This window comes from Bacillus sp. FSL K6-1284, from assembly GCF_038002625.1.
Classification (GTDB): Bacteria; Bacillota; Bacilli; order Bacillales; family Bacillaceae; genus Bacillus; species Bacillus paralicheniformis.
The window spans coordinates 1,572,554-1,594,756 of the sequence record NZ_JBBOCW010000001.1 but is presented as its reverse complement, the minus strand read 5'-3'; the positions used below and the strand labels follow the sequence as shown (position 1 = coordinate 1,594,756).

23 protein-coding genes and 2 riboswitches are annotated in these 22,203 nt (G+C 46.3%); of the genes, 10 read left to right on the top strand and 13 right to left on the bottom strand.

Annotated elements, in window-relative coordinates; translation table 11 throughout:
- Positions 1-66 precede the first annotated feature (66 nt).
- The 3 genes from MHB72_RS08280 to motB all read left to right on the top strand — a co-directional run bounded on the left by MHB72_RS08280 (position 67) and on the right by motB (position 3,937).
- Positions 67-2,163 carry an ATP-dependent Clp protease ATP-binding subunit gene (locus tag MHB72_RS08280; protein WP_216920453.1) on the top strand — a complete coding sequence of 699 codons (2,097 nt, stop codon included), beginning with the start codon at positions 67-69 and terminating at the stop codon, positions 2,161-2,163.
- A 198-nt stretch (positions 2,164-2,361) separates the two neighbouring features.
- The gene (gene motA, locus MHB72_RS08275; RefSeq protein ID WP_020451149.1) at positions 2,362-3,165 is read left to right on the top strand and encodes a flagellar motor stator protein MotA; all 804 of its coding nucleotides are present in this window, start codon (positions 2,362-2,364) and stop codon (positions 3,163-3,165) included.
- Positions 3,158-3,937 carry a flagellar motor protein MotB gene (gene motB, locus MHB72_RS08270; RefSeq protein ID WP_020451148.1) on the top strand — a complete coding sequence of 260 codons (780 nt, stop codon included), beginning with the start codon at positions 3,158-3,160 and terminating at the stop codon, positions 3,935-3,937. Before motA ends, motB begins: the two co-directional genes overlap by 8 nt.
- A 23-nt stretch (positions 3,938-3,960) precedes the next feature.
- On the opposite strand, the gene MHB72_RS08265 is transcribed toward motB, so the two are convergent.
- A complete protein-coding gene (locus MHB72_RS08265; RefSeq protein ID WP_020451147.1) occupies positions 3,961-4,416 on the bottom strand; it encodes a MarR family winged helix-turn-helix transcriptional regulator in 456 nt (151 codons plus the stop codon).
- A 237-nt stretch (positions 4,417-4,653) separates the two neighbouring features.
- Between MHB72_RS08265 and MHB72_RS08260 the strand changes: the two genes are divergently transcribed.
- The gene (locus MHB72_RS08260) at positions 4,654-6,165 is read left to right on the top strand and encodes a PAS domain-containing sensor histidine kinase (protein WP_216920451.1); all 1,512 of its coding nucleotides are present in this window, start codon (positions 4,654-4,656) and stop codon (positions 6,163-6,165) included.
- A 58-nt stretch (positions 6,166-6,223) separates the two neighbouring features.
- On the opposite strand, the gene MHB72_RS08255 is transcribed toward MHB72_RS08260, so the two are convergent.
- Positions 6,224-6,466 (bottom strand): aspartyl-phosphate phosphatase Spo0E family protein, encoded by a 243-nt coding sequence (locus tag MHB72_RS08255; protein WP_020451145.1) that lies wholly within the window; start codon positions 6,464-6,466, stop codon positions 6,224-6,226.
- A gap of 218 nt (positions 6,467-6,684) precedes the next feature.
- On the opposite strand from MHB72_RS08255, the gene MHB72_RS08250 reads away from it, so the two are divergent.
- Together MHB72_RS08250 and fosB are read left to right on the top strand one after the other, a co-directional pair.
- Positions 6,685-7,002 (top strand): YkvA family protein, encoded by a 318-nt coding sequence (locus MHB72_RS08250; RefSeq protein ID WP_023857313.1) that lies wholly within the window; start codon positions 6,685-6,687, stop codon positions 7,000-7,002.
- On the top strand, positions 6,989-7,453 hold the full coding sequence (fosB, locus tag MHB72_RS08245; protein ID WP_216920449.1) for a metallothiol transferase FosB: 465 nt from the start codon (positions 6,989-6,991) through the stop codon (positions 7,451-7,453). The genes MHB72_RS08250 and fosB overlap by 14 nt, the downstream gene beginning before the upstream one ends.
- 27 nt (positions 7,454-7,480) lie before the next feature.
- On the opposite strand, the gene MHB72_RS08240 is transcribed toward fosB, so the two are convergent.
- The 5 genes from MHB72_RS08240 to MHB72_RS08220 form a co-directional block, all read right to left on the bottom strand.
- Entirely contained in the window at positions 7,481-8,017 is a 537-nt protein-coding gene (locus MHB72_RS08240) for a 1,2-dihydroxy-3-keto-5-methylthiopentene dioxygenase (protein WP_216920447.1), read from the bottom strand.
- Between the two features lie 15 nt (positions 8,018-8,032).
- Complete coding sequence (locus MHB72_RS08235) at positions 8,033-8,659, bottom strand: methylthioribulose 1-phosphate dehydratase (RefSeq protein WP_020451141.1); 627 nt, start codon at positions 8,657-8,659, stop codon at positions 8,033-8,035.
- Positions 8,620-9,318, bottom strand: coding sequence for a 2-hydroxy-3-keto-5-methylthiopentenyl-1-phosphate phosphatase (gene mtnX, locus MHB72_RS08230; protein WP_026579807.1), 699 nt, complete (start codon positions 9,316-9,318; stop codon positions 8,620-8,622). Before mtnX ends, MHB72_RS08235 begins: the two co-directional genes overlap by 40 nt.
- Positions 9,315-10,532: a 2,3-diketo-5-methylthiopentyl-1-phosphate enolase gene (gene mtnW, locus MHB72_RS08225; protein WP_216920445.1), complete on the bottom strand. Its 1,218-nt coding sequence runs from the start codon at positions 10,530-10,532 to the stop codon at positions 9,315-9,317. Before mtnW ends, mtnX begins: the two co-directional genes overlap by 4 nt.
- Positions 10,533-10,615: 83 nt before the next feature.
- Positions 10,616-10,715: riboswitch (SAM riboswitch) on the bottom strand.
- 49 nt (positions 10,716-10,764) lie between these two features.
- A complete protein-coding gene (locus tag MHB72_RS08220; RefSeq protein WP_216920443.1) occupies positions 10,765-11,955 on the bottom strand; it encodes a pyridoxal phosphate-dependent aminotransferase in 1,191 nt (396 codons plus the stop codon).
- 95 nt (positions 11,956-12,050) lie between these two features.
- On the opposite strand from MHB72_RS08220, the gene MHB72_RS08215 reads away from it, so the two are divergent.
- The 3 genes from MHB72_RS08215 (at position 12,051) to mtnA (ending at position 15,403) form a co-directional block, all read left to right on the top strand.
- Complete coding sequence (locus MHB72_RS08215; protein WP_020451137.1) at positions 12,051-12,830, top strand: carbon-nitrogen family hydrolase; 780 nt, start codon at positions 12,051-12,053, stop codon at positions 12,828-12,830.
- 83 nt (positions 12,831-12,913) lie between these two features.
- Positions 12,914-13,057, top strand: a riboswitch (SAM riboswitch).
- An 82-nt stretch (positions 13,058-13,139) separates the two neighbouring features.
- Positions 13,140-14,336, top strand: coding sequence for an S-methyl-5-thioribose kinase (mtnK, locus tag MHB72_RS08210; protein WP_020451136.1), 1,197 nt, complete (start codon positions 13,140-13,142; stop codon positions 14,334-14,336).
- Between the two features lie 5 nt (positions 14,337-14,341).
- Positions 14,342-15,403, top strand: coding sequence for an S-methyl-5-thioribose-1-phosphate isomerase (gene mtnA / locus MHB72_RS08205; protein WP_195536248.1), 1,062 nt, complete (start codon positions 14,342-14,344; stop codon positions 15,401-15,403).
- Positions 15,404-15,409: 6 nt separating this feature from the next.
- Here mtnA and MHB72_RS08200 read toward each other — a convergent pair whose 3' ends face one another.
- From MHB72_RS08200 to MHB72_RS08190, 3 genes are all read right to left on the bottom strand, one after another.
- Complete coding sequence (locus MHB72_RS08200; protein WP_023857319.1) at positions 15,410-15,523, bottom strand: hypothetical protein; 114 nt, start codon at positions 15,521-15,523, stop codon at positions 15,410-15,412.
- 91 nt (positions 15,524-15,614) lie between these two features.
- A complete protein-coding gene (locus MHB72_RS08195; protein ID WP_020451134.1) occupies positions 15,615-16,112 on the bottom strand; it encodes a methylated-DNA--[protein]-cysteine S-methyltransferase in 498 nt (165 codons plus the stop codon).
- A 7-nt stretch (positions 16,113-16,119) separates the two neighbouring features.
- On the bottom strand, positions 16,120-18,330 hold the full coding sequence (locus MHB72_RS08190; protein WP_020451133.1) for a PAS domain-containing sensor histidine kinase: 2,211 nt from the start codon (positions 18,328-18,330) through the stop codon (positions 16,120-16,122).
- A gap of 309 nt (positions 18,331-18,639) precedes the next feature.
- On the opposite strand from MHB72_RS08190, the gene MHB72_RS08185 reads away from it, so the two are divergent.
- Positions 18,640-19,665 carry an acyltransferase family protein gene (locus tag MHB72_RS08185; protein ID WP_020451132.1) on the top strand — a complete coding sequence of 342 codons (1,026 nt, stop codon included), beginning with the start codon at positions 18,640-18,642 and terminating at the stop codon, positions 19,663-19,665.
- A gap of 52 nt (positions 19,666-19,717) precedes the next feature.
- Here MHB72_RS08185 and MHB72_RS08180 read toward each other — a convergent pair whose 3' ends face one another.
- From MHB72_RS08180 to MHB72_RS08170, 3 genes are read right to left on the bottom strand one after another with little or no spacing between them, the layout of a single operon-like run.
- Positions 19,718-19,900: a hypothetical protein gene (locus tag MHB72_RS08180; protein WP_020451131.1), complete on the bottom strand. Its 183-nt coding sequence runs from the start codon at positions 19,898-19,900 to the stop codon at positions 19,718-19,720.
- Positions 19,897-20,112: a hypothetical protein gene (locus MHB72_RS08175; RefSeq protein WP_101560789.1), complete on the bottom strand. Its 216-nt coding sequence runs from the start codon at positions 20,110-20,112 to the stop codon at positions 19,897-19,899. The genes MHB72_RS08180 and MHB72_RS08175 overlap by 4 nt, the downstream gene beginning before the upstream one ends.
- A 47-nt stretch (positions 20,113-20,159) precedes the next feature.
- On the bottom strand, positions 20,160-22,160 hold the full coding sequence (locus tag MHB72_RS08170; protein WP_216920441.1) for a penicillin-binding transpeptidase domain-containing protein: 2,001 nt from the start codon (positions 22,158-22,160) through the stop codon (positions 20,160-20,162).
- Positions 22,161-22,203 lie beyond the last annotated feature (43 nt).

The following is a 22,203-nucleotide window of genomic DNA, read 5'->3' as shown; positions in this document are numbered from 1 at the left end:
TACAGACCATTTTTTCAAAGTCAATTGGTCAAAAAAGGTCAAATACAATAAAGGGGGTTTTGGCAAATGCGTTGTCAACATTGTCAAAAAAATGAGGCGACGATTCGCCTGAACATGCAAATCAACTTTACAAAAAAGCAAATGGATTTATGTGAAGACTGCTATAAAGAGCTGACTCAGCCTTCTATGTTTTCAGGAAATCATTTTTTTGGCGGAGGAGGTTCTTTCTTCAGCCAGCCATCACAAGCGCAGACGCAAACCGCTGCCAAAAAAGGCTTGCTCGATGAACTTGCCGTCAACTTAACGAATGCCGCAAAGACAGGCTTGCTCGATCCGGTGATCGGCCGCGATGATGAAGTGGCCCGTGTAATCGAGATCTTAAACCGCAGAAATAAAAACAACCCTGTCTTAATCGGTGAACCGGGCGTTGGTAAAACAGCCGTTGCTGAAGGACTTGCTCTCAAAATCGCCGAAGGCGATGTTCCAAATAAATTGAAAAACAAAGAACTCTACCTGCTTGATGTCGCTTCCCTCGTAGCAAACACCGGCATCAGAGGACAATTTGAAGAAAGAATGAAACAGCTGATGAAAGAGCTGAAAGAACGCAAAAACGCGGTCTTGTTTATTGACGAAATTCACCTTCTTGTCGGAGCAGGCTCTGCCGAAGGCTCCATGGACGCCGGCAACATTTTAAAACCTGCGCTTGCCAGAGGCGAACTGCAAGTCATCGGCGCGACGACATTGAAAGAATATCGCCAAATCGAAAAAGATGCAGCATTAGAGCGGCGCTTCCAGCCGATCATGGTGCATGAACCGACAATTGAGCAGACCGCGGCGATTTTAAACGGGCTGAAAGAAAAATACGAAGCGTATCATGATGTAACTTACACGGATGAAGCGATCAAAGCCTGTGTCGTTCTGTCTAGCCGCTATATTCAGGACCGTCATCTTCCCGATAAGGCGATCGACCTTTTGGATGAAGCCGGTTCAAAAGCGAACTTGAAAATCGACACGGTCAGCGGCGAACAAGCTTCCCAACGCCTGAAAGAAATCGAAACGGAAAAAGCTAAAGCGCTGCAGGAAGAAAACTATGAGCTTGCAGCAAAGCTCCGCGATGAAGAAGAAGCACTGCACAAAAAAATGGAAAACCATGCGGAAGAAAAACGAGCAACCGTTAAAGCGGAAGACATTCAAGCCATCATCGAACAAAAAACCGGCATTCCGGTCGGCAAGCTTCAGCACGACGATCAGAAGAAAATGAAAGAGCTTGAAGCAAACCTTTCAAGCCGCGTGATCGGTCAAAAAGAAGCCGTAAAAAAAGTGGCAAAAGCCGTCAAAAGAAGCCGCGCCGGCCTGAAATCAAAAAACAGGCCAGTCGGTTCATTCCTGTTCGTCGGCCCGACAGGTGTCGGTAAAACAGAACTTTCTAAAAGGCTTGCGGAAGAACTGTTCGGCACGAAGGATGCCGTCATCCGCCTCGATATGAGCGAATACATGGAAAAACACGCCGTATCGAAGCTGATCGGTTCACCTCCTGGATATGTCGGCCACGAAGAAGCCGGACAGCTCACCGAAAAAGTCCGGAGGAACCCGTACAGCATCGTTTTGCTTGATGAAATCGAAAAAGCCCATCCCGATGTTCAGCACATGTTCCTGCAAATCATGGAAGACGGACGTCTGACAGACAGCCAGGGACGGACGGTCAGCTTTAAAGATACCGTCATCATTATGACAAGCAATGCCGGAGTATCTGAAAAGCGGACAACCGTCGGTTTTAACCGGGAAGAACAAGTAATGGGCGAACAATCAATGATCGATTCCCTAAGCAGCTACTTTAAGCCGGAATTCCTGAACAGATTTGACAGCATCATCGAGTTCCAGCCGCTCGAAAAAGAAGATCTGGTCAAGATCGTCACTCTCTTGCTGGAAGAGCTTGAAGAAACGTTAAAAGAGCAAAACATGACGCTTGAAGTTTCAGATGAAGCAAAAGAAAAAATTGCTGAAATCGGATACCATCCGGCCTTCGGCGCCCGCCCATTAAGACGAACCATTCAAACAGCAGTCGAAGATCAAATGACCGATCTGCTGCTTGAAGAAGAACACATCAACGGTTTTGCGGTTATCGTTGAAAACGATGAAATCTTGGTGAAACCAACCGCATAACACACATAACGGCCTCCAATTGCGGAGGCCGCTTTACATACAACGTAAGAATCACAAAAATTCTATTTTTTAACATTAAATAACCCTAAAGTCCCTTTTCACCATGATTTTGAAACAATTTAAGAAACACCCTAAAGTTCCTATCACGCAACACCGATATTAACGATAGAAAAGTTAGTTAAAGGAATTGGTGAAAAAATGGACAAAACATCGTTAATTGGAATCATCTTAGCTATCATCGGAGTAGGTGTCGGCATGGTCATGAAAGGTGTCAGCCCTTCCGTTCTCGTCAATCCCGCGGCATGGCTGATCATCCTTGTCGGTACAATCGCAGCAGTTGTGATCGCTTTTCCAATCCGCGAGATCAAAAAGGTTCCCAAACTCTTCGGCATCTTGTTCAAAGAGAAGAAGATGATCGAAATCAACGAATTGATCCCGATGTTTTCCGAGTGGGCACAAATCGCAAGACGTGAAGGACTTCTCGCTTTGGAAGCAAATTTGAATGAGATCGATGATGAATTTTTGAAAAACGGCATGAGCATGGCAGTAGACGGCCAAAGTGCCGAATTTATCAGGGACGTTTTAACTGAAGAAGTTGAAGCAATGGAAGAAAGACATCAAGTCGGAGCGGGCATTTTTACCCAGGCGGGCACATACGCGCCGACACTCGGCGTTTTGGGCGCTGTTGTCGGACTGATCGCAGCGCTTGCGGATATGAGCGACACTGAAGCGCTTGGACATGCGATCAGCGCCGCTTTTGTCGCGACCCTTCTCGGGATCTTCACCGGATATGTACTATGGCATCCTTTTGCCAATAAATTAAAGCGGAAATCCAAACAGGAAGTCAAAGTCCGCGAAGTCATGATTGAAGGCATCCTTTCGATCTTGGAAGGCCAGGCGCCAAAAGTCATTGAACAAAAGCTTTTGATGTATGTCTCTCCAAGCGAACGCTCCAGCATCGTCATCCCAGAAGGAGACAAAGGAGACAGCAGCAATGGCTAGAAAAAAGAAGCACAAAAAAGACCATGAAGAACATGTGGATGAGTCTTGGCTCATCCCATATGCCGACCTGCTGACACTGCTTTTGGCCTTGTTCATCGTACTGTTTGCCATGAGCTCGATCGACGCCAAGAAGTTCGATATGCTGTCTAAATCGTTCAATGCCGTATTTACCGGCGGAACAGGAATGATGGATTATTCCAGCTTCACCGAGCCGAAAACGAGCACAACCGAAGATGGAAAAAGCCCTGACCAAGCAAAAGATCTCTCACAAGATCAAAAAGAAAAAGACAAGCAGTCCCTGAAAAAAATTCAGGAGCAGGTCAACCGGTTTATTAAAGAGAAAAGTCTTGAAAAACAGGTCAATACGAAGCTGACAGACGAAGGCCTCCTCCTTTCCATCGAGGATAATATCTTTTTTGATTCCGGAAAAGCGGAGATCCGCCAGCAGGACATTCCGCTGGCCAAGGAAGTATCCGACCTTCTCGTCTTGAATCCGCCCCGCAATATCGTAATCAGCGGACATACGGACAATGTGCCGATTCGAAATTCTCAATTTAAATCAAATTGGCATTTAAGCGTGATGCGGGCTGTCAATTTCATGGGGCTTTTAATCGAAAATCCCAAGCTTGACGCCAAGATATTCAGCGCGAAAGGCTACGGAGAATTTAAACCGATCGCTTCAAATGACACCGAAGAAGGAAGAAGGAAAAACAGACGCGTTGAAATCCTCATCCTGCCGATCGGCCAGGAAAACTTGAATAAAAAAGAATAGGAAGCTGCCTTTTGGCAGCTTCCTTATTCTTTGCCCTTATAAATATTTCTTGCGTTCAGTCCGACTTTTTTCAGCATTTCGATGCAGGCTTCTTTCTCCTCATCGCTTAACACGCTGATCATGTGGTGAAGCTCTTCTGCATGACCCGGAAAAATCTTCTCCAGGAGCTTGGTGCCTTTATCTGTAATTTGCGCATAGGTCACCCTGCGGTCGGTCGCACAGGCCCTTCTCGCGATCAGCTCCTTTTGCTCAAGCTTGTCAACCACATATGTAATACTCCCGCTCGCCAGTAGAATCTTATCCCCTATTTGCTGAAGGGGCTGATCCCCTTTATGATAGAGGAGTTCTAAAACGGCAAACTCGGTTGGATTCAGACCATGATGATGAATATGTTTATTCATATGATCATTAATGGATCTGTACGCTCGAGATAATACAATAAATAATTTCAAGGACTGTTCCTGTTCTCTATTACTCATATCTCTCATCTCCAAAGAAACAACTACAGGAAAACATTAATAAACTATGAGGAAAATGTCAACTGTTAACATTCAAACCATGTTATGATGAGTAGGAATCGAACATCAAATAGATATATCCGGAAATTCCCCGGTATTGTGTCCTATTTTCACGGTATTGGTTATCTTTTCTATAAATCGGCTCTCACTAGTGATATAATACCCCTATTCCTGTATCGATTGGGAGAGAGTAAAAATATGCGCAATTTGAAAAATCTATGGAAGAAAGTCAGGCTTTATTTGATCTTGGTGATGATCCCCGCCTTCATTATAAGCTTTTTTGTATACGAACAAGAACGAGAAAATATCACTGAAAAGCACCGTCAGACTGCGACTCTCATGCTCAATATTCACCGCAACCAAATCAACTACCTGATCGGCGAAACAGAAGCAAGGCTCAGCTCCCTTGCCACGGCCCTCAACCACCCTGTTAATGAGCAGCATATAAAACGAATCCTGACGGAAACGTATAAAAAAGAACCGCGTTTTTCGGCTTTATACCTTTTAAATAAAGACGGCGATGTCATGGTCAGCACGTCTCCCGTCAAAGAAAAAAAGAAGGTTTCGTACAAAAGCATTCTGCAAAAAGCGGAAAAATCAAAGAAATCCGTGATCACAGATGATATACATACAGTGTCGGACAGGCTGGAGCTGAATATTTTTACTCCTGTCTATGACAGCGAAGGCAGAACGACAAATTTTCTGCTGGCTTCGATCCGCGTCGATTATCTGAAAAATATCATGAACGTCCTGAGCCCTGAGCTTTATATCAAAATTCTCAATCAGAAGAATCAGATTGTCTTTACAGCAGGCCATTCTCCTCCTGAGAAGCCGGACGGCGGCACCGTCGATGCTTTTTTGGATCAGATCGACTGGAAGCTTGAAGTTTATCCGGAACCGGTCCAGCTTGATGAAATCGTTCACAGTCTTCTGCTGTCATTTTTAAGTATTTTCATTCTGCTGAATATTATGTTCCTCATGCTCCAGTATGTGCTGCTGAAGCGGCGGACCAAGCAGGAGCGCGCCCAAAATGAAGCCCAGAAGCTCGAATTAATCGGCACCCTGGCAGCGAGCACCGCTCATGAAATCAGAAACCCGCTGACAGGTATCAGCGGCTTTATCCAGCTCCTGCAAAAAAAATATCAATCAAAAGAAGATCAAATGTATTTCTCAATCATCGACCAGGAAATCCGGAGGATCAACCAGATTGTCAGCGAGTTTCTCGTGCTCGGAAAGCCGACGGCAGAGCAGTGGCAGCTTAACGCCATGAATGAAATGATTGACGAAATCATGCCGATTATTCATTCTGAGGCAAATTTATATAATGTGGAAGTGGAATTTCAAGACTGTGGAGAAGACCCGGCTTATGTGTATTGTAAAAAAGATCATATTAAGCAGGTTGTCTTGAACGTCGCCAAAAATGCTCTTGAATCGATGAAAAACGGCGGAAAGCTGCTCATTCAAATCGAACATCATAAAGAGAAGGCGCAAATTATTGTGAAGGATATCGGAGAAGGCATTCCAAAAGAAATGATGGAGAGTATTTTCCAGCCTTTTGTCACGTCAAAGGAAAAGGGAACCGGACTCGGCCTTGTCGTGTGCAAGCGCATCATTTCCATGTACGGGGGAACCATTCAGATCGAAAGCGAACAGCATAAAGGAACGACTGTAACGATTACGCTGCCGACTTCAAAGGAACAGGTTGACTGAGGCTTCCCCGTTCCTGCAAAGAGCCTGCCTTCCACGGCAGCTCTTTTTCGTTCAGTCACTATGCCGTATATTTTTCAACGGTCAGACAGTCGATGCAGCCTAAAAAATCCTGCAGCAGATGGTCCGACGCATTTTCATTCATAGACAGTTTTTGATATTCATAAATTAATTGATCCAGCTCCTGGCTCCGCCTGATCGTTTCATCCCCTGTAAATCCATAGATTTCAGCGGCTTCAACCATCATTTGCCGCTTCTTGCTGATGGAAACGAGCAATGCTTCTTTTTCAACATAATTTTGCATACGCTTCACCCCTTACCGACATATCGTTTCTTAGAACCATCCAGATTTTGCGTACTTGAGCATTATTACAGATTATACTTATTTTGTAAACCTATTTCTCAAAAAATTATTTTGAAATCGAGTATAATAGATTTGTGGAATTAAAGGTGTAATACCCATCGATGAAATACGGCAAACACCTTTAAAAGAGTTCATGAGGATAGAAGGAGGTCTAAATGATGAAAAAACCAGTGTCAAGGCTCCGAACCATCTTTGCCGTGAAAGAAGCGTATTCAGGCCTCTTATTGTTTTTCAAGGCATTTAGAGCCTGGAGAAAGGGAGACTTCCCCTTATTCCCGAAAAAAACGATTTTACTGGCCGCGCTGGCATTGATTTATGTGCTGTCTCCGATCGATTTGATTCCCGATGTTCTCGCAGGTGTCGGCTGGCTTGATGACGCGGCTGTGCTCGCTTTTCTATTCAGGCAAATCACCAAAGAGCTGGACGGATTTGAAATACATCTAACGGGAGGAATAAACGGCAATGGCAAACAATAATATTCTCGGTATCAATCATCTCTTGTTTTCAGTCTCTGACCTGTCCGTCTCTATTTCATTCTATGAAAAGGTGTTTGATGCCAAGTGGCTCGTAAAGGCCGAGAAAACTGCTTATTTTGACCTGAACGGCATCTGGCTCGCATTAAACGAAGAGAAAGACATTAAGAGACAGGAAATCCACGACTCTTACACCCATATCGCGTTTTCGATTCAACAGGAAGATTTGCCGTTCTGGGAAAAGAAATTACGCGATTTAGGTGTAAACGTGCTAAAGGGCAGAAAACGGCATGAAGGCGACAAAGATTCAATTTATTTCTCAGATCCGGACGGCCATAAGTTCGAGCTTCACACCGGCTCTGTATTTGACCGTCTTCAATACTATCAAAATGAAAAACAGCATCTCTCCTTTCATGAAGGCCACATCAAGGCCCTTTATGAAAGAAACAAATAAAAAAGCGTCCACACGGACGCTTTTTCATTATTGGCTCACACTCTCTTTCTCATAAATCGGCACCCAGCCCTCTGTCGTTACAAAGATTCTGACAGCCACGACTTTTCGGTCTTCCTGAAGCGTGAAATAATGGCGGGTGTTTTCAGGAACGGAGATCAAATCTCCCGGATTTAAGAGGACATCAAAAAATGTGCCGTCTTTTCCTTCTATCGCAAAGATGCCGTGGCCGCTGACGATAAATCTGACTTCATCGTCTGTATGATGATGTTCCTGTTTGAAATTTTTCAAGAGCTCATCGAGTTTCGGATTTTGGTCAGAAAGCGAGATGACATCGCTCGCTTTATAGCCGCGGCGTTCTGAAATGTCTTTGATTTCAACGGCAAAGACGTCTAAAATCTCCTGTTTCTCTTCATCGGTCAAATCGTATTTTTCTTTTAAGCCGGCCGGCAGCTTTGTGATATCCCATTTTTCATAAATGACCTCCTGCCCCTTTAGAAATTGTTCTACTTCTTCCTGCTTTTCAATGGTCGTGTTTTGTTCATCATGGATTCGAATTGTCGCCATGCTTTCTCCCCCTTTTTAATTAACGTGGTAAGCCTGCAAAGCTTTCAGTTTTAAATGCCAGCTGAACAGGAATTCATACGCTTCAAGCATCCGCTTTGTCTCAAATGCCGTTTTTCCCCAGACGGTAATGCCGTGGCTGCGAATCAGCACTGCCCCTGAATCGCCTGAAAGGTGTCCGGCAAAATCCGCCGTCAAATCCGGAATATGAGCGCTGTTTTCGATAATCGGGATCGTAACCTCCGCATTTTCCTCCCAAAGACCGAGCGCCTTTATGATTTCCTGGCCTCTGAATGTCGCTTGCTTTTCTTTTGCGTAAAGCTCTGAGATGACATTGTTGTCAATCGTATGGACGTGAAGACAGCAGCCCGCGTTTGTATTTTGATAGACACGGGTGTGCAGCAGCGTCTCCGCTGACGGTTTCAGCGTATGTCCGGTCTCCGCCGGTCTCCCCTCTTCGTCCGCCAGCAGAAAATCCTCCGCGGATGCTTTTCGCTTATCTTTTCCGCTTGCTGTGATGAGAAATCGCAGCGGGTCTTCTGATACTTTGATTGACAGATTGCCGCTTGTCGCAGGGAACCAATCCCTTTCCGCAAGCTCTTTTTTTACCTCGGCAAGTTCGTGCCATTTTTGCTCAGGGTCCATTCTTTCACCTCCGCGGTCTCTTCAAGTATTCGCTTTACATCACGGAAATCGCCGAATCCCGCATGCTTCAGGCCGAGTCCCTCACATTCCCGCAGCAAATAATCGCGCGCGATGCACAAGTCGGAACATTTGGCAGCTTCAACATCTGTAACAGAGTCCCCAATCATGACAACAAAATCGTCCCGGCCTTTCAGCCGGCGGATGATAGAAGGCTTGCAGCAGCCGCATTCATTTCCGCAGCTGCCGTCACACGGATACGGCCAGCGGATCTCGATATTGCGCCCTGAAAAGCCGGCCTCATTGCAGTAAATGCGTTCCTTTTCGACAATGCCTTCAAGCAGAGGATAGACGAAAAAGTCCATCCCTCCGCTCACGACGTAAAACGGAAGACCCTGCTCATCCAGGAAAGAGACAAACTCTGTAAACCCGGGGCGGATCTCGGCTTGTTTCAGTACATATCCCATAATGTCTTCTTTCAGGCTTGTCGGCAGCAATTGAAACATTCTGCCGACCCCGTCCTTAATCGATATGTCCTTGGACAGAACCCCGTCTTTTAAAGCGAGCCACTCTTCTGGAGCAAATTGTTTCATAATGCTGATGATGTTGTCGTTTGTTGTAATGGTTCCGTCAAAATCGCAAATGATAAGCGGCTGCCTCATACGGAAACCTCAACCCTTCCCCATTTTTCAAGGGCGAGCTTTAAATCGGGAGAACGCTTTGCTTTTTCTTCGACTGGCTCCGCTTCCAGGACGGCATCAATGATCGCCCGAAACGCCCTTCCTCCGCCTGCCGCTCCGTTTGGATGACCGTGAATCCCCCCGCCTGCGTTGATGATATGGTCAATGCCGAAGTCTTTCATCAAGAGCGGCACCATGCCGGGGTGAATACCGGCCGACGGGACGGCGAATGTCGGTTTAAAAACGTCTTCCTTCGTGCATTCATCATATATGGCAAGCGCATCCCGCTTCGGCAGAGCAACGCTTCCGTACGGTGAAGGGAACAGGCTGAAATCAGCACCCGCATACCGGTTGAGCTTGCCGAGCAAAAGCGAATGGGAAAAACCGTAATGCGGCGACGAAGTGAGTGCGCCGCTTACTGCCGGGTGCGCCATGATCGGCAGCGGGATGTCGTCGTCTTCCGCAAGGCTTTGCAAAACATCGAGCCCGTAGGCAAACACATTCAGCAGCAACACATCGGCTCCGAGCTCGGCTGCTTTTCTCGCCTTCGATTTCAGCTCCATTGTCCTGCCCGTCAGGTTGACGGCATACAGCGTTTTGCGCCCTGTTTCTTCAAAAGCTGCCTCAAGCACTTTTTTTCCTTCCGTGATTCGTTTTTCAAAGGGGGCACTGCCTGTTTCGAATAAGATTTCATCGTCCTTGATCAAATCCACTCCGCCGAGCGCCTGCTGTCTGAGTTGTTCCTTTAAGTCTTCCATATCGCGGCCGATGACGCCTTTAAAAATGCTCATCAACAGAGGCCTTTCAAATTCGCCGATTTTTTTCCGGATCCCGTATACGCCGAATTTCGGGCCCGGCAATGATCGTTTAAAAGATTGTGAAAACTCCAAATCCGCCAATTTGATTTTTCCGTCGAGAGACAGCTTTCCAAAAACGGTCGTCAGCACAGCGGGAATGTCGCTTGTAAAATTGGCTTCCGGATAAGCGATGGTGACCGTTGCCTGTTTTTCCCCCAGCGTGCTTTCTGTTTCTTCGACCTTGACGACGCGTCCTTTATGCTTTTTCAGCTGTTCCTGCTTTAAGAACGGTAGATCTGTCCACGACCCGACCGTCAGTCCGATCGCGATTTGCTCGGCCCGCTTTTCTGCGTCACATCCTTGATCTGTCAAAACATATGTTGCCAAAAGTTCACTCATTCTGTAGCTCCTTCCTGCTTCATGCATATAAAAAACCTCTTTTGCTGCTTTAGCTAAAAGAGGTTTCGCATTTCAGGTTCGAATCCTTATCTCTCAGCGTCAGCTGCAAGAATTAGCACCGTGCTTAAAAAGTCGGTTGCCGGGCTTCATCGGGCTTGTCCCTCTGCCTGCTCTTGATAAGAATATTGATTTTATAAATTATTTTGAATTATCCCATCGTTTTTCCCGGTTGTCAATGACTGTGGCCGGTCTTTTTGAATATATTCAGCTTGGCAATGCGCGAAGCCGCTTCCCGGAGCCGCTCTTCGCTTGTCAAGAGGCCGACTCTCACATAGCCTTCTCCGTATTTGCCGAAGCCGATGCCGGGCGCTGTGACGACATTCGCTTTTTCGAGAAGCAGATCGGAAAAAGCCTCAGATGTATACCCGTCAGGGACAGGCATCCAGGCGAAAAAAGAACCTTGTGGAGCATCCGCGTGCCAACCGATTTCACGGACCGCACGAATCCATACATCCCGCCTTTTTTCGTAGCGCTCATTTTGCTCCTTGACACACGCTTGGTCTGATAGAAGCGCGGCTGCCGCGGCGTCTTGGACCGCTTTAAAAAGGCTGACATACATATGGTCCTGATAAAGGTTCAGCGCTTCGATCACAGAGGCGTTGCCAACTGCAAACCCGACCCGCCATCCAGCCATATTATACGTTTTGGAAAGCGTGTAAATTTCGATTCCTGTGTCTTTTGCCCCCTCCGTTTCGAGAAAGCTGACAGGCCTCTTGCCGTCGTAGCCGATCGCACCGTAGGCAAAATCGTGGACGACGCAAATTCCGTTCGACTTGGCAAACCGGACAGTCTCTTCGAAAAAAACAGGCGTGGCTTGGGCACCGGTTGGATTGTTTGGATAATTTAAATACATGAGCTTCGCATTTTCTTTCACTTCCTTCGGAATCCGGCTGTAATCAGGCAGAAACTGATTGCCCGCTGTAAGCGGCATCGTTTCCATGTTCGCTCTTGCCAGCTCAACGCCCGACCAGTAGTCGGGATAGCCGGGATCGGGAACGAGTACGGCATCCCCCGGATTTAACAAACATTGCGGAAGCTCGACAAGACCGGCTTTTCCGCCGAACAATACAGCGACTTCGCGTTCGGGATCGAGCTCTACACCGTATTCCCTTCGATAGAACGCGGCTGCCGCCTCCTTGAGTGAACGGCTGCCGCGAAAGGAGGAATACTGATGGTTTTCAGGGTTGCGAACGGCTTGCGCCATTGTATCAACGATGTGATCAGGTGTCGGCTGATCGGGATTCCCCTGGCCGAGATTGATCACATCATGGCCGGCGGCGATTTTTTCATTCACCTTTTTCACCAAGGAAGCGAAAAACTGCTCAGGCAGCTGTTTCAGCATATCTGAAAGCTCAAATTTCATATGATTCACCCGCTTTTGAAAAATTCTTGAAATGATAGTCCATCATCATATATTGTTAAATGTAAAATGTAAAGAAAAAAATGAGGTGATCCAGATTGAAGCTGACAATTTCATGTCTGCAATTCGATATCGCATACGGCAATCCTTCTGAAAATTTTAAAAAAGCGGAGCAGCTGATCGAACAGGAAAGCCGAAAAGCGGATGTTCTTCTCCTTCCCGAGCTGTGGACGACGGGTTATGATTTAAAAAATCTCGGCTCCATCGCAGATGAAGAAGGCAGGCAAACGAAGAGATGGCTGCAGGAAACGGCAAAAGCAAACCGTGTCCATATCATATGCGGCTCTGTCGCCGTTAAGAAAAAAAGCGGTGTGTACAATATCATGTACATCGCAGACAAAAACGGACATTTGATCAAAGAATACAGCAAAGCTCACCTTTTCCAGCTGATGGACGAACACCTCTATTTGTCAGCGGGCTCAGGCGACGGGAGCTTCGAGCTTGAAGGGATCCCGGCTGCGGGGTTTATCTGCTACGACATCCGTTTCCCGGAATGGATCAGAAAACATACGAAGGAAGGTGCGGGCATCATCTTTGTATCGGCGGAATGGCCGCTCGCCCGCCTCGATCACTGGCAAAGCCTTTTAAAAGCCAGAGCGATTGAAAATCAGTGCTTTGTCGCAGCCTGCAACCGAGCGGGAAGTGACCCGGCAAACGAATTTGCGGGTCACAGCATCATCATTGATCCGCTCGGCCGCACCCTCGCTGAAGCAGGGAGCGGTGAAGCCGTCATCAGAACCGAAATCAACCTCGGGGACATTGAAAAAGCGCGGGGGCAAATTCCGGTTTTTGAGGACATTCGCAGAGATTTATATTAAAAAAGTGTTGACAAGAAAACTGAGATGCTGGTAACATTTTCAGCAACTGACCGAACTGAAATTTCAAAATTTTATATTGATTTCTCTTATCGAGAGTTGGGTGAAGGACTGGCCTAATGACCCCAACAGCAACCGACCGTAATACCATTGTGAAATGGGGCGCGAAATTCTGCGCCGCTAGGGCACGGTGCTAATTCCATCAGACTTTGAATTCTGAGAGATAAGAGAGGCGAACGCGACAAATCAGCCTCTTTCTCTCGATGAGAAAGAGGCTTTTTTATTGTTAACGACATTTAGGGGGAATCACACATGACCGTAACGAAAACCGCAGCATACGAAACTTTGACCGAAAGCTCCGCGGCCGCGCTGGCCGTCCGCCTCGGGCTTTTTCCAAGCAAAAGCACCCTGACATGCCGGGAGATCGGGGACGGAAACTTGAATCTGGTCTTCCGCGTGTATGACAAAGAGCAGCAAAAAGGGCTGATCATCAAACAGGCGGTGCCTTATGCGAAAGTCGTCGGCGAAAGCTGGCCGCTGTCGCTTGACAGGGCGAGAATCGAAAGCAGTGCGCTGATCCGCCAAGCCGAGCATGTCCCGCACCTTGTCCCGAACGTGTACTATTCTGACACCGAGCTTGCCGTTACCGTATTGGAAGACCTTTCTCACTTGGAAATCGCCAGAAAAGGACTGATTGACGGGAAGGATTATCCGCACCTGTCGGAAGACATCGGAGAATTCCTTGGAAAAACACATTTTTACTCGTCTGAATATGCACTTGACCCAACAGTTAAAGGGCGGCTTGTGAAGCAGTTTACGAATCCGGATCTGTGCGATATTACAGAAAGCCTTGTGTTCACAGACCCTTTCTTTGATCATGAGACAAACGATTTCGAAGAAGAGCTTCGCGATGAAGCGGAAGATCTTTGGCGCAATGAAGCATTAAAAATTGAAGCGGCAAAACTGAAACAGCGCTTTTTGTCCGCAGAGGAAACGCTGATCCACGGCGACCTTCATACAGGCAGCATTTTCGCAAGTGAAGAAGCCGAAACGAAAATCATCGACCCTGAATTTGCGTTTTTCGGCCCGATCGGGTTTGACATTGGACAGTTTATCGCCAACCTGCTGCTGCACGCGCTTTCCCGCGAAGAAAACAGGCGGGCTCCTTTATACCGCCATGTCGAGACCGTCTGGCATACGTTCAGCCGGACATTCAGCGAAGCATGGGAAAACGATGCTCTTGACGCTTGCAAAAATGAGAAAGGACGCCTTGAATCAGTTCTGAAGCAGGCGTTTGAAGACGCAGCAGGCTTTGCCGGCTGCGAAATGATCCGCCGGACGATCGGCCTTGCCCATGTGGCGGACCTTGAAACAATCGTTCCGTTTTCCCGGAGAATCAGCCAAAAAAAGCTCGCCCTTAAAATAGGCGCAGCATTCATAGAAAAACGCAGTGGTTTCCGGACGCCAAAAGACTTGATTGAAGCGTTTCGGAACGCACTTAAGGAGTGAATGACATGCCTGAACAATTTGCGGTGCCCCGCTCTGTCGAATGGGAAGAAGCATCGGTAAAAATTCTGAACCAGCAAAAGCTTCCCGAAAAGACGGAATACCTGCACCTCACAACAAAAGAAGACGTCTATGATGCGATTCAAACGCTGAAAGTGAGGGGTGCACCTGCCATCGGCATTACAGCCGCCTTCGGACTCGCCCTTTGCGCACAAAGCATCAATACATCTGACGTTTCCGCGTTTCTGGTGGAACTCGGAAAAATCAAAGATGAACTCAATCAGGCAAGGCCGACAGCCGTCAATTTATCCTGGGCTCTCAATCGGCTGGTAATAAGTGCGGAGGACGCAAAATCGGTCAATGAAGCAAAAACAAATCTGATCCATGAAGCCATTCAGATCCAGGTTGAAGACGAAGAAACGTGCCGGCAAATCGGACAGAATGCACTGCATTTGTTCAAATCGGGTGACAGCATCATGACCATCTGCAACGCCGGCTCGATTGCGACAAGCAGGTACGGTACGGCCCTTTCCCCGTTTTATCTTGCCAAAACAAAGGACCTCGACCTTCATATTTATGCCTGTGAAACGAGGCCTGTCCTGCAAGGGGCGCGCCTGACGGCGTGGGAGCTTATGCAGGGGGGAATTGACGTGACGCTGATTACAGACAGCATGGCTGCCCATACGATGAAAGAAAAAAACATTTCAGCCGTCATTGTCGGAGCGGACAGGATCGCGAGAAACGGAGATACAGCCAATAAAATCGGAACATACGGCTTGGCAATCCTCGCCAAAGCCTTTCAAATCCCGTTTTTTATCGCCGCTCCCCTGTCAACTTTTGATGTTTCGATTTCATGCGGCGACGACATTCCGATTGAAGAACGCGATCCGGATGAAGTCAGGCTGATAAACGGAACGCAAATAGCTCCGCAAGAGGTGCCAGTGTTCAACCCTGCTTTTGATATCACGCCGCACGATTTAATCTCAGGCATCATTACGGAAAAAGGGATTATCACAGACAGGTTTGAAGAAGAAATTGAAGCGCTGTTTTCCGCTGAAGCCCTTACTTAGGCCGCTTTAGCGGATTTTAATCGATTTGATGATGTCTTTCTTCTGCTCTTCGGTCAACACGTGCAGCTTGACGAACAATTCCGCGTATCCTGCTATTTTGTTCGGGCGGTTCGTTTTCACTTATTCGTCCTCCTTTTTTACCAAGACCAACATTTTTAACTTAATAAAATTATATGTCGCTGACGAAAAAAAGAAACGGCGTGCTCGAATATTATTTTCCCTTATACGCAATATTTTCGATGTCGAGCAGCACCGCTTTTTTATCCGTTTCATTTCCGGAGTACCCCGTTAAAGAACGATTTTTGCCGATGACACGGTGGCACGGGATCAAAATCGGCAGCGCATTTCTTTTATTGGCCTGGCCGATTGCGCGAACCGCTTTCGGATTCCCGACGGCGCACGCGATATCTAAATAGCTCCGTGATTCACCGTACGGGATCAACTGCAGCGCCTCCCACACTTTTTTCTGAAACGGGGTTCCATCCTGGCGGAGAGGAAGGGTGAACGTCTTCCGCTCCCCCCTGAAATATTCTTCGAGCTGGCGCTTTGCCTCCTTCAACAATTCCGTTTCGGTCCGGCGAAGCTCCAAGCCGTCTTGCTGGAGCTGTTTTAGTTCATCTTTTTCAAATAGCAAATGTGTAATGTGGTGATTTTCCTCGACAATGTAAGCTTGTCCAAAAGGCGAGGTCATTTCAATATAAAAGCCCACGATGCGATTAAGCCTCCTCCTCATGATGCTGTCTGATCGGGAGAGTCAGATGGAATGTCGTGCCTCTCCCTTCTTCACTTTCAACTTCGATTTTTCCATTATGCTCTTCAATAATTTTATAACTGACCATGAGCCCGAGTCCAGTGCCCCGTTCTTTTGTCGTGTAAAAAGGTTCGCCGAGCCTCTTCAATTTGTCTTCTGTCATGCCGATTCCTTCGTCAGCAAGCGAGATAATGATATGGTCGTCTCCTTTCGGTTTGATCGACACATATACGTTGCCTCCGTCAGGCATCACTTCAATCGCATTTTTCAAAATGTTGATAAATACCTGTTTCAGCTGATTCGGCTCGCAATAAATCAGCGGAATGCCGCCTTCGCACTTCAGATGCATCTGAACGTTGTCAAGGTTTGCCTGTGCGTGCAGCAAATCCATTGTGTCCTGCATGATTTTGACGATATTTTTTTCTTCATACATAATCGCCTGCGGTTTTGCAAGGATGAGAAACTCCGTAATAATCGATTCAATCCTTTTGAGTTCTGATGTGATGACATTAAAGTAAAGCGCGTGATCCTCATTTTGGATGCTGCCTTTCAGCAGTTGGATAAATCCTTTTAGCGCCGTCATCGGGTTGCGGATTTCATGGGCAATTCCGGCTGCGAGTTCGCCGACGACGTGAAGGGTATCAGACTTGCGGAGCCGCTCTTCAAGCTCTTTTCGTTCTGTCACGTCTCTGAGCATCGCCAAGTTCATATTTTGAATGATATTTCTTTTAAATGAAAATTCAAGAATCCGTTTTTGGTCGCTCAGCAGGAATGGGATGTCATTGTCCATTTCTTCTAAGGAAATCGTTTTAGCGGGAGAAGCTGCGTTTTCTATATGATAGCCGGAGATGACATCAAGTAGATTGGACGTTTTCAGCTGTTCAAGAGGGGTGCTGAGAATTTTTCCGGCAAGGGGGTTCGCATCGATAATGTCGTACTGGTTGTTGAAAAGAACGATTCCGTCCATTGATCCGTTGAATACTTTTCTGAACTTCAATTCGCTTTCCCGCAATTCTTGTTCCATTCGTTTTCTGTCGCTGACATTTCTTAAAATGGTTAGGTCCTGGCTGTCGAACATGATCCGTTTTGACGTGAACTCAAGCTCTTTATATTGTCCGTTTGCCATACGAAACAGCAGTTCCGCCCGGATTTCCCCTTTTTGATCATACTGCTTTTGAATGGCATGGTACCTCTGATCGGTTTGATCAATAAAATCGGTCATCTTCTTGTTGAGAAGCTGTTCCATCGGCAGTTCGAAGATTTTGCAGGCCGACTGGTTCGCTTTGACGATGCGGCCGTCGTTATTCATCAGTATAATGGCATCCATCGCATTTTCAAAGACTTCTCTAAAGCGTTCTTCGCTTTTAAACAGCTGTTTTTCCATCGAGCGCTTCTCGGTAATATCCCTCATAATCGACATGTAAAAGCCGTTTAAAATGTTCGAGGTTATCGTAAGCTCAAACAGCCGGTCTTCTCCTGATCTGAGCCGGACAGGAAGCTCCCCTTTTGCTTTCCCTCTTCTGAAAAGAGCATTCCAGATTTTATCGAGCCGCCCCTTGTTTTCAGGGGATACGAATTGAGACAGCTTCAGTTTTGAAAGCTCTGTTTTTTCAATTTCGAAGCTCTGGCAAAACGAATGGTTCGCATCGATGAAACAGCCTTGTTTATCAAAGATGACGATTCCTTCAACCGCGCGGTGAAACAAATCTTTAAACAGCTTTTCATTAATGGTGCGCTCCCGCTCCAATATTTTTTTCGATGAAATGTCCCTCATGACGACAAAATAGCAGTCTTCACCGATTCCTTTGCTTGCAGTAAACTCGATATATTTGACAGATCCGTTGTCAAGCCTGATGGCCACTTCTTTTTTCGCATATCCCCGCTCCAAAAAGCGTTGAATGCTCTGGTTCAGTTCATCCGGCGGGACGGCGTGCAGGAAGTCGAGCGCCGACCGGTCCAGCAAATTCTTTTTTTGGCTTTGCAGAATTTTGCAGGCGGCATCATTCGCCTGGATGATGTTCATCTGTTTATCCAATATAAAAATAGCGTCCAGCGTCCCGTTAAACAGCAGCTCATACTGATACAAATCCGCTTTCAGCTTGGCGTTCTCTTTCTTCAGTCTGTTCAGCTGGTTTTGCAGATTTAAGGATTCATTCAAATCAAGAGTTTCCTCCATTTATTACACTCCTTCTTGAAAACCTGTCCTCCAATTATTCTACAAACCGGAAAATCTTCCTTCATTTGTTTCGAACTTTTACAACCTTTCCGCCTATTTTACAGGAAGATGACGATATAAAAGTTCCTTACTGTTCAATTACATCGACCTAACAATAAGACTTAATGCATAGGAAAACACATGCTTTCTATTTTAAAATTTTAAAATGAGGCCAGACTGGTGGAAGACGTCATTCCGGAAAGAATGTTCCGGGGTTCAGACGCTTCCCGCACCGGCGTCTCCTGAAAATGTTTGTGAAAGGGTGATGTTATGGCGACTTCGCGCGACAGCTATTTCGACAATGCAAAATTCCTATTAATTTTTCTCGTCGTATTCGGACATATAATCAGGTCCTATATTCATGATAATGATGCTCTGCTTCATATTTATAAATTTATTTACACGTTTCATATGCCTGCTTTTATTCTCATATCAGGCTATTTTGCAAAAGGGTTCAACCGCCCCGGCTATGTCAAAAAAATCGCCTGGAAGCTGATTGTTCCTTATTTGATTTTCCAGGGAATCTATACGCTGTTTTATTCCTTTATCGATGATCAAAGCTTAACGGCCGCAAATCCGATTGAACCGCAATGGTCGCTTTGGTTTTTGCTGAGCCTGTTCTTTTGGAATATCCTGTTGTTTCCATTCACAAAACTGCCGGCGAAATGGGCGTTTGCCGCAAGCTTTGCGATCGCCGTTCTTGTCGGATATATCGACTTGATCAGCAACACGCTCAGCCTGTCCCGCACGTTTGTTTTCTTCCCGGTCTTTTTGGCGGGCTATTATTTGCAAAAAGACCATTTTAAAATACTGAGAGGCTGGAAAGGCAAGCAGGCCGCTCTAGCCGTTTTAGCAGCAACGTTCGTTTTCTACTTTTTTGTAGACTTCGATTACTCCTGGCTGTTCGGGTCCAAACCCTATTCGGAATTCGGCGATGTCGGGATAAAAAGCGGGTTAAACCGAGTGGCGCTCCTCGTCATCACGTTCGCTTCAACCTTCGCGTTCATGGCGCTTGTGCCTGAAAGGCGGTATTTCTTTACCCTGTGGGGAACGCGCACATTTTATGTCTATCTGCTGCACGGCTTTATCATCAAGTCGTTCAGAAAAACGGGAGCGGAAGAATGGCTTGCCGATTATCAAAGTCTGACACTATTAATCATCGCCACGGCGATTTTAACTTTCTGCTTATCAAGCGGATTTGTGAAAACGGTCGCCCAGCCATTCATCGAATTGAAAATGACGAATTTAATGAGGATGTTGAAAAAAGACAACGGATATAACCCTTATTTAAAATAAATGAAGGTGCAAATCGTTTCCGATTTGCACCTTTCTCGTTTGATCCGCAGTTTTAATCTTTATCCCGCTGCTGTCCGTCCGCCTTTTTGTTCTTCTTTTTATTGTTCTCGATCACATCAATCAATTTAAAGGCGTTGACATCGCCCAGTTCGTTTGAAAATTCCTCTTGAAGCACATCTGGATTCATCGGTTTTTTATGGTTTTGCATATCCTTGCTTTTTTGATGTTTTTTCATTGGCGTGATTCTCCCTGCTTCCCTTGTTTCGAGTTGCGGTTGGCGCCCCTGTCTCCGTTTTCGGCATCATATTGGGTCATGTATTGATGATCATGCATGCTTTCAGCAGGCGTTTTATTGTTAAGAGCCGCTTCATTTCTGGCAACTTTTCTTTTCATGGTGACATTCCTTTCTTTTGTCGTTTCATCCATATCCTTTCCGTTTCCGTACATTCCACACATCCAGTTTTCGGCAAAAAAATAAGCACCCTGAAGGGTGCTTATTTAAACACTTTTTTCACTTTATTGACGACATATGAGCTGCCGCCGCGATCTGACACATCCTCGATCATCATCGTGATTAAAAGGTTTTTGTTTTTGTAATCATAAGCGGTGAACCAGCCGTTTTCTTTACCTTTTTCGTCTTTCTTCGTTTTCAGCTCGGCCGTTCCCGTTTTCCCTGCGATCGTGAGCCCTTTGACAACCGGCTTGTAAGCCGAGCCGCGAGGGTCTTCTACAACGCCTTTCAATCCTTTTGTAATCGCTTCTGCTCCGCCTGTGGGCAGTACGTTTTTATGCCATATTTCTTTCTCTTCGCCGTCCTTTTTGATCAGGTGCGGCTTGATCAGATTACCATCGTTCAAGAAAGGCGTATAGCTTGCCGCGAGGTGTATCGGCGACATCAGCATTTGCCCCTGTCCGTATCCTGAATCGGCAAGGAGAATATCCGAGTCGATTCCTTCGTTTGATATGGAGGAAGACTTCGTCGGGAATTCATAATCAAGTTTTTCCTCGAAGCCGAATGATTTCAGGCCTTCGACAAATTGATCCTTCCCTGTGTCAAGGGCGGTCTGCGCGAAATAAATGTTGTCGGAAGTGATCAGCGCGTTTTCCAGGTTGACATCGCTTAATCGATCGGAAACCCGTGTGACTTTATATCCGCCCCATGACGAATCTTTCTGCCATTCCTTCCCTTCGATCTTCTTAGGTTCATCCGCTTTGATCGCGTCATTTTTCAGACCGATTGAAGCCGTGATCGGTTTGATCGTTGAACCCGGAGCATAGGTTTTATTAAATTTAGAGGTGAATGGCGCAGACGCATCTTTGTTGAGTTTTTCCCATTCTCCTTTTTTCCAGCCAAACAAAAACCCGTTCGGATCGTATGAAGGCGCGCTGACAAGCGCCAACGTTTCTCCAGTCTGCGGCTCTAACGCAACGGCAGCACCGGAGTCATCTTTTAACTGGTTGTACAGTTCTTCCTGTTTGTTGATATCGATCGTGGTATGGATGTCTTTTCCGTCTTTTGCATCCTTTGAGGCAACCGTCGCGTTTGATTCAGGAATCGAAATCGTCCAGCCGATTTCTCCTCTGAGTTCTTTTTCATAAATGTGTTCGAGACCGACGATTCCGAGCAGTGAATGCTCGCTGTAGCCTTCTTTATTCTGCTTTAATTCCTCTTCGGTAATCGGCCGTATGTAACCGGTAAGATGTGCGGCTTTTTCACCGTAAGGATAGTATCTTGATTGCGTGTCTTGTTTCAAAACCCCGGGAAGAGAGGTCGCTTTTTTAAGAAGCTCTGTGCTACCAGGCTTCACTTTTTTCAAGGGAACGAATGATTCGTCCGTCACCCAGCTTGCGGACAGCTGTTTTTCGATGTCTTCTTTTTCCATGTCAAGCATGTTCGCGAGCTTTTTGATGACACCATCTTTATCATCTCCGAGCTGCCTCGGAACGACGCCGATTTCAGGCACTGTCGCATTCGTAGCGAGTTTCTTTCCGTTTCTGTCATAAATGATGCCTCTCGCTGGTTCCTTGGCGGTAATCCGGATGGTCTCCCCTTCCTTCAGCTGTGAAAAAATAAAGGATGGGTTCCAGTTGACTTTCCATGACGTGTCACCGCCTTTTTTTTCTTTGACAAGCTTTGCCTTCCCTTCAAAAGAAACGGGGCCGGCCAATGTATTCATGCTGACTTTATACGGTATTGTCACTGCATCTTTTTTCTCTTTATTTTTTTCATCTTCATCGTTATCGACGGCTGAAACCTTCAAATCGGAAACTCCGATCTGTTCATAAATGGATTGATTGCGCTTGATAAAATCGTCTTTTGAAATCGATTTTTGCGCTTCAGCCGACAGCTGTTCATACATTTCTTCAAATTTTTGATCGTTCCATTTGTTTACATATTGATCCATGCTTTCTTTTGCTGTCGGCTCGTTAGAACAGGCTCCGGCGAGCAATAGAAATCCGGCGGCTATAAACAAATGGATGACTCTCATTTTCATCGTTGCTTCCCCCTTTTTTTCAATCCGCCATTTAAGCATTATA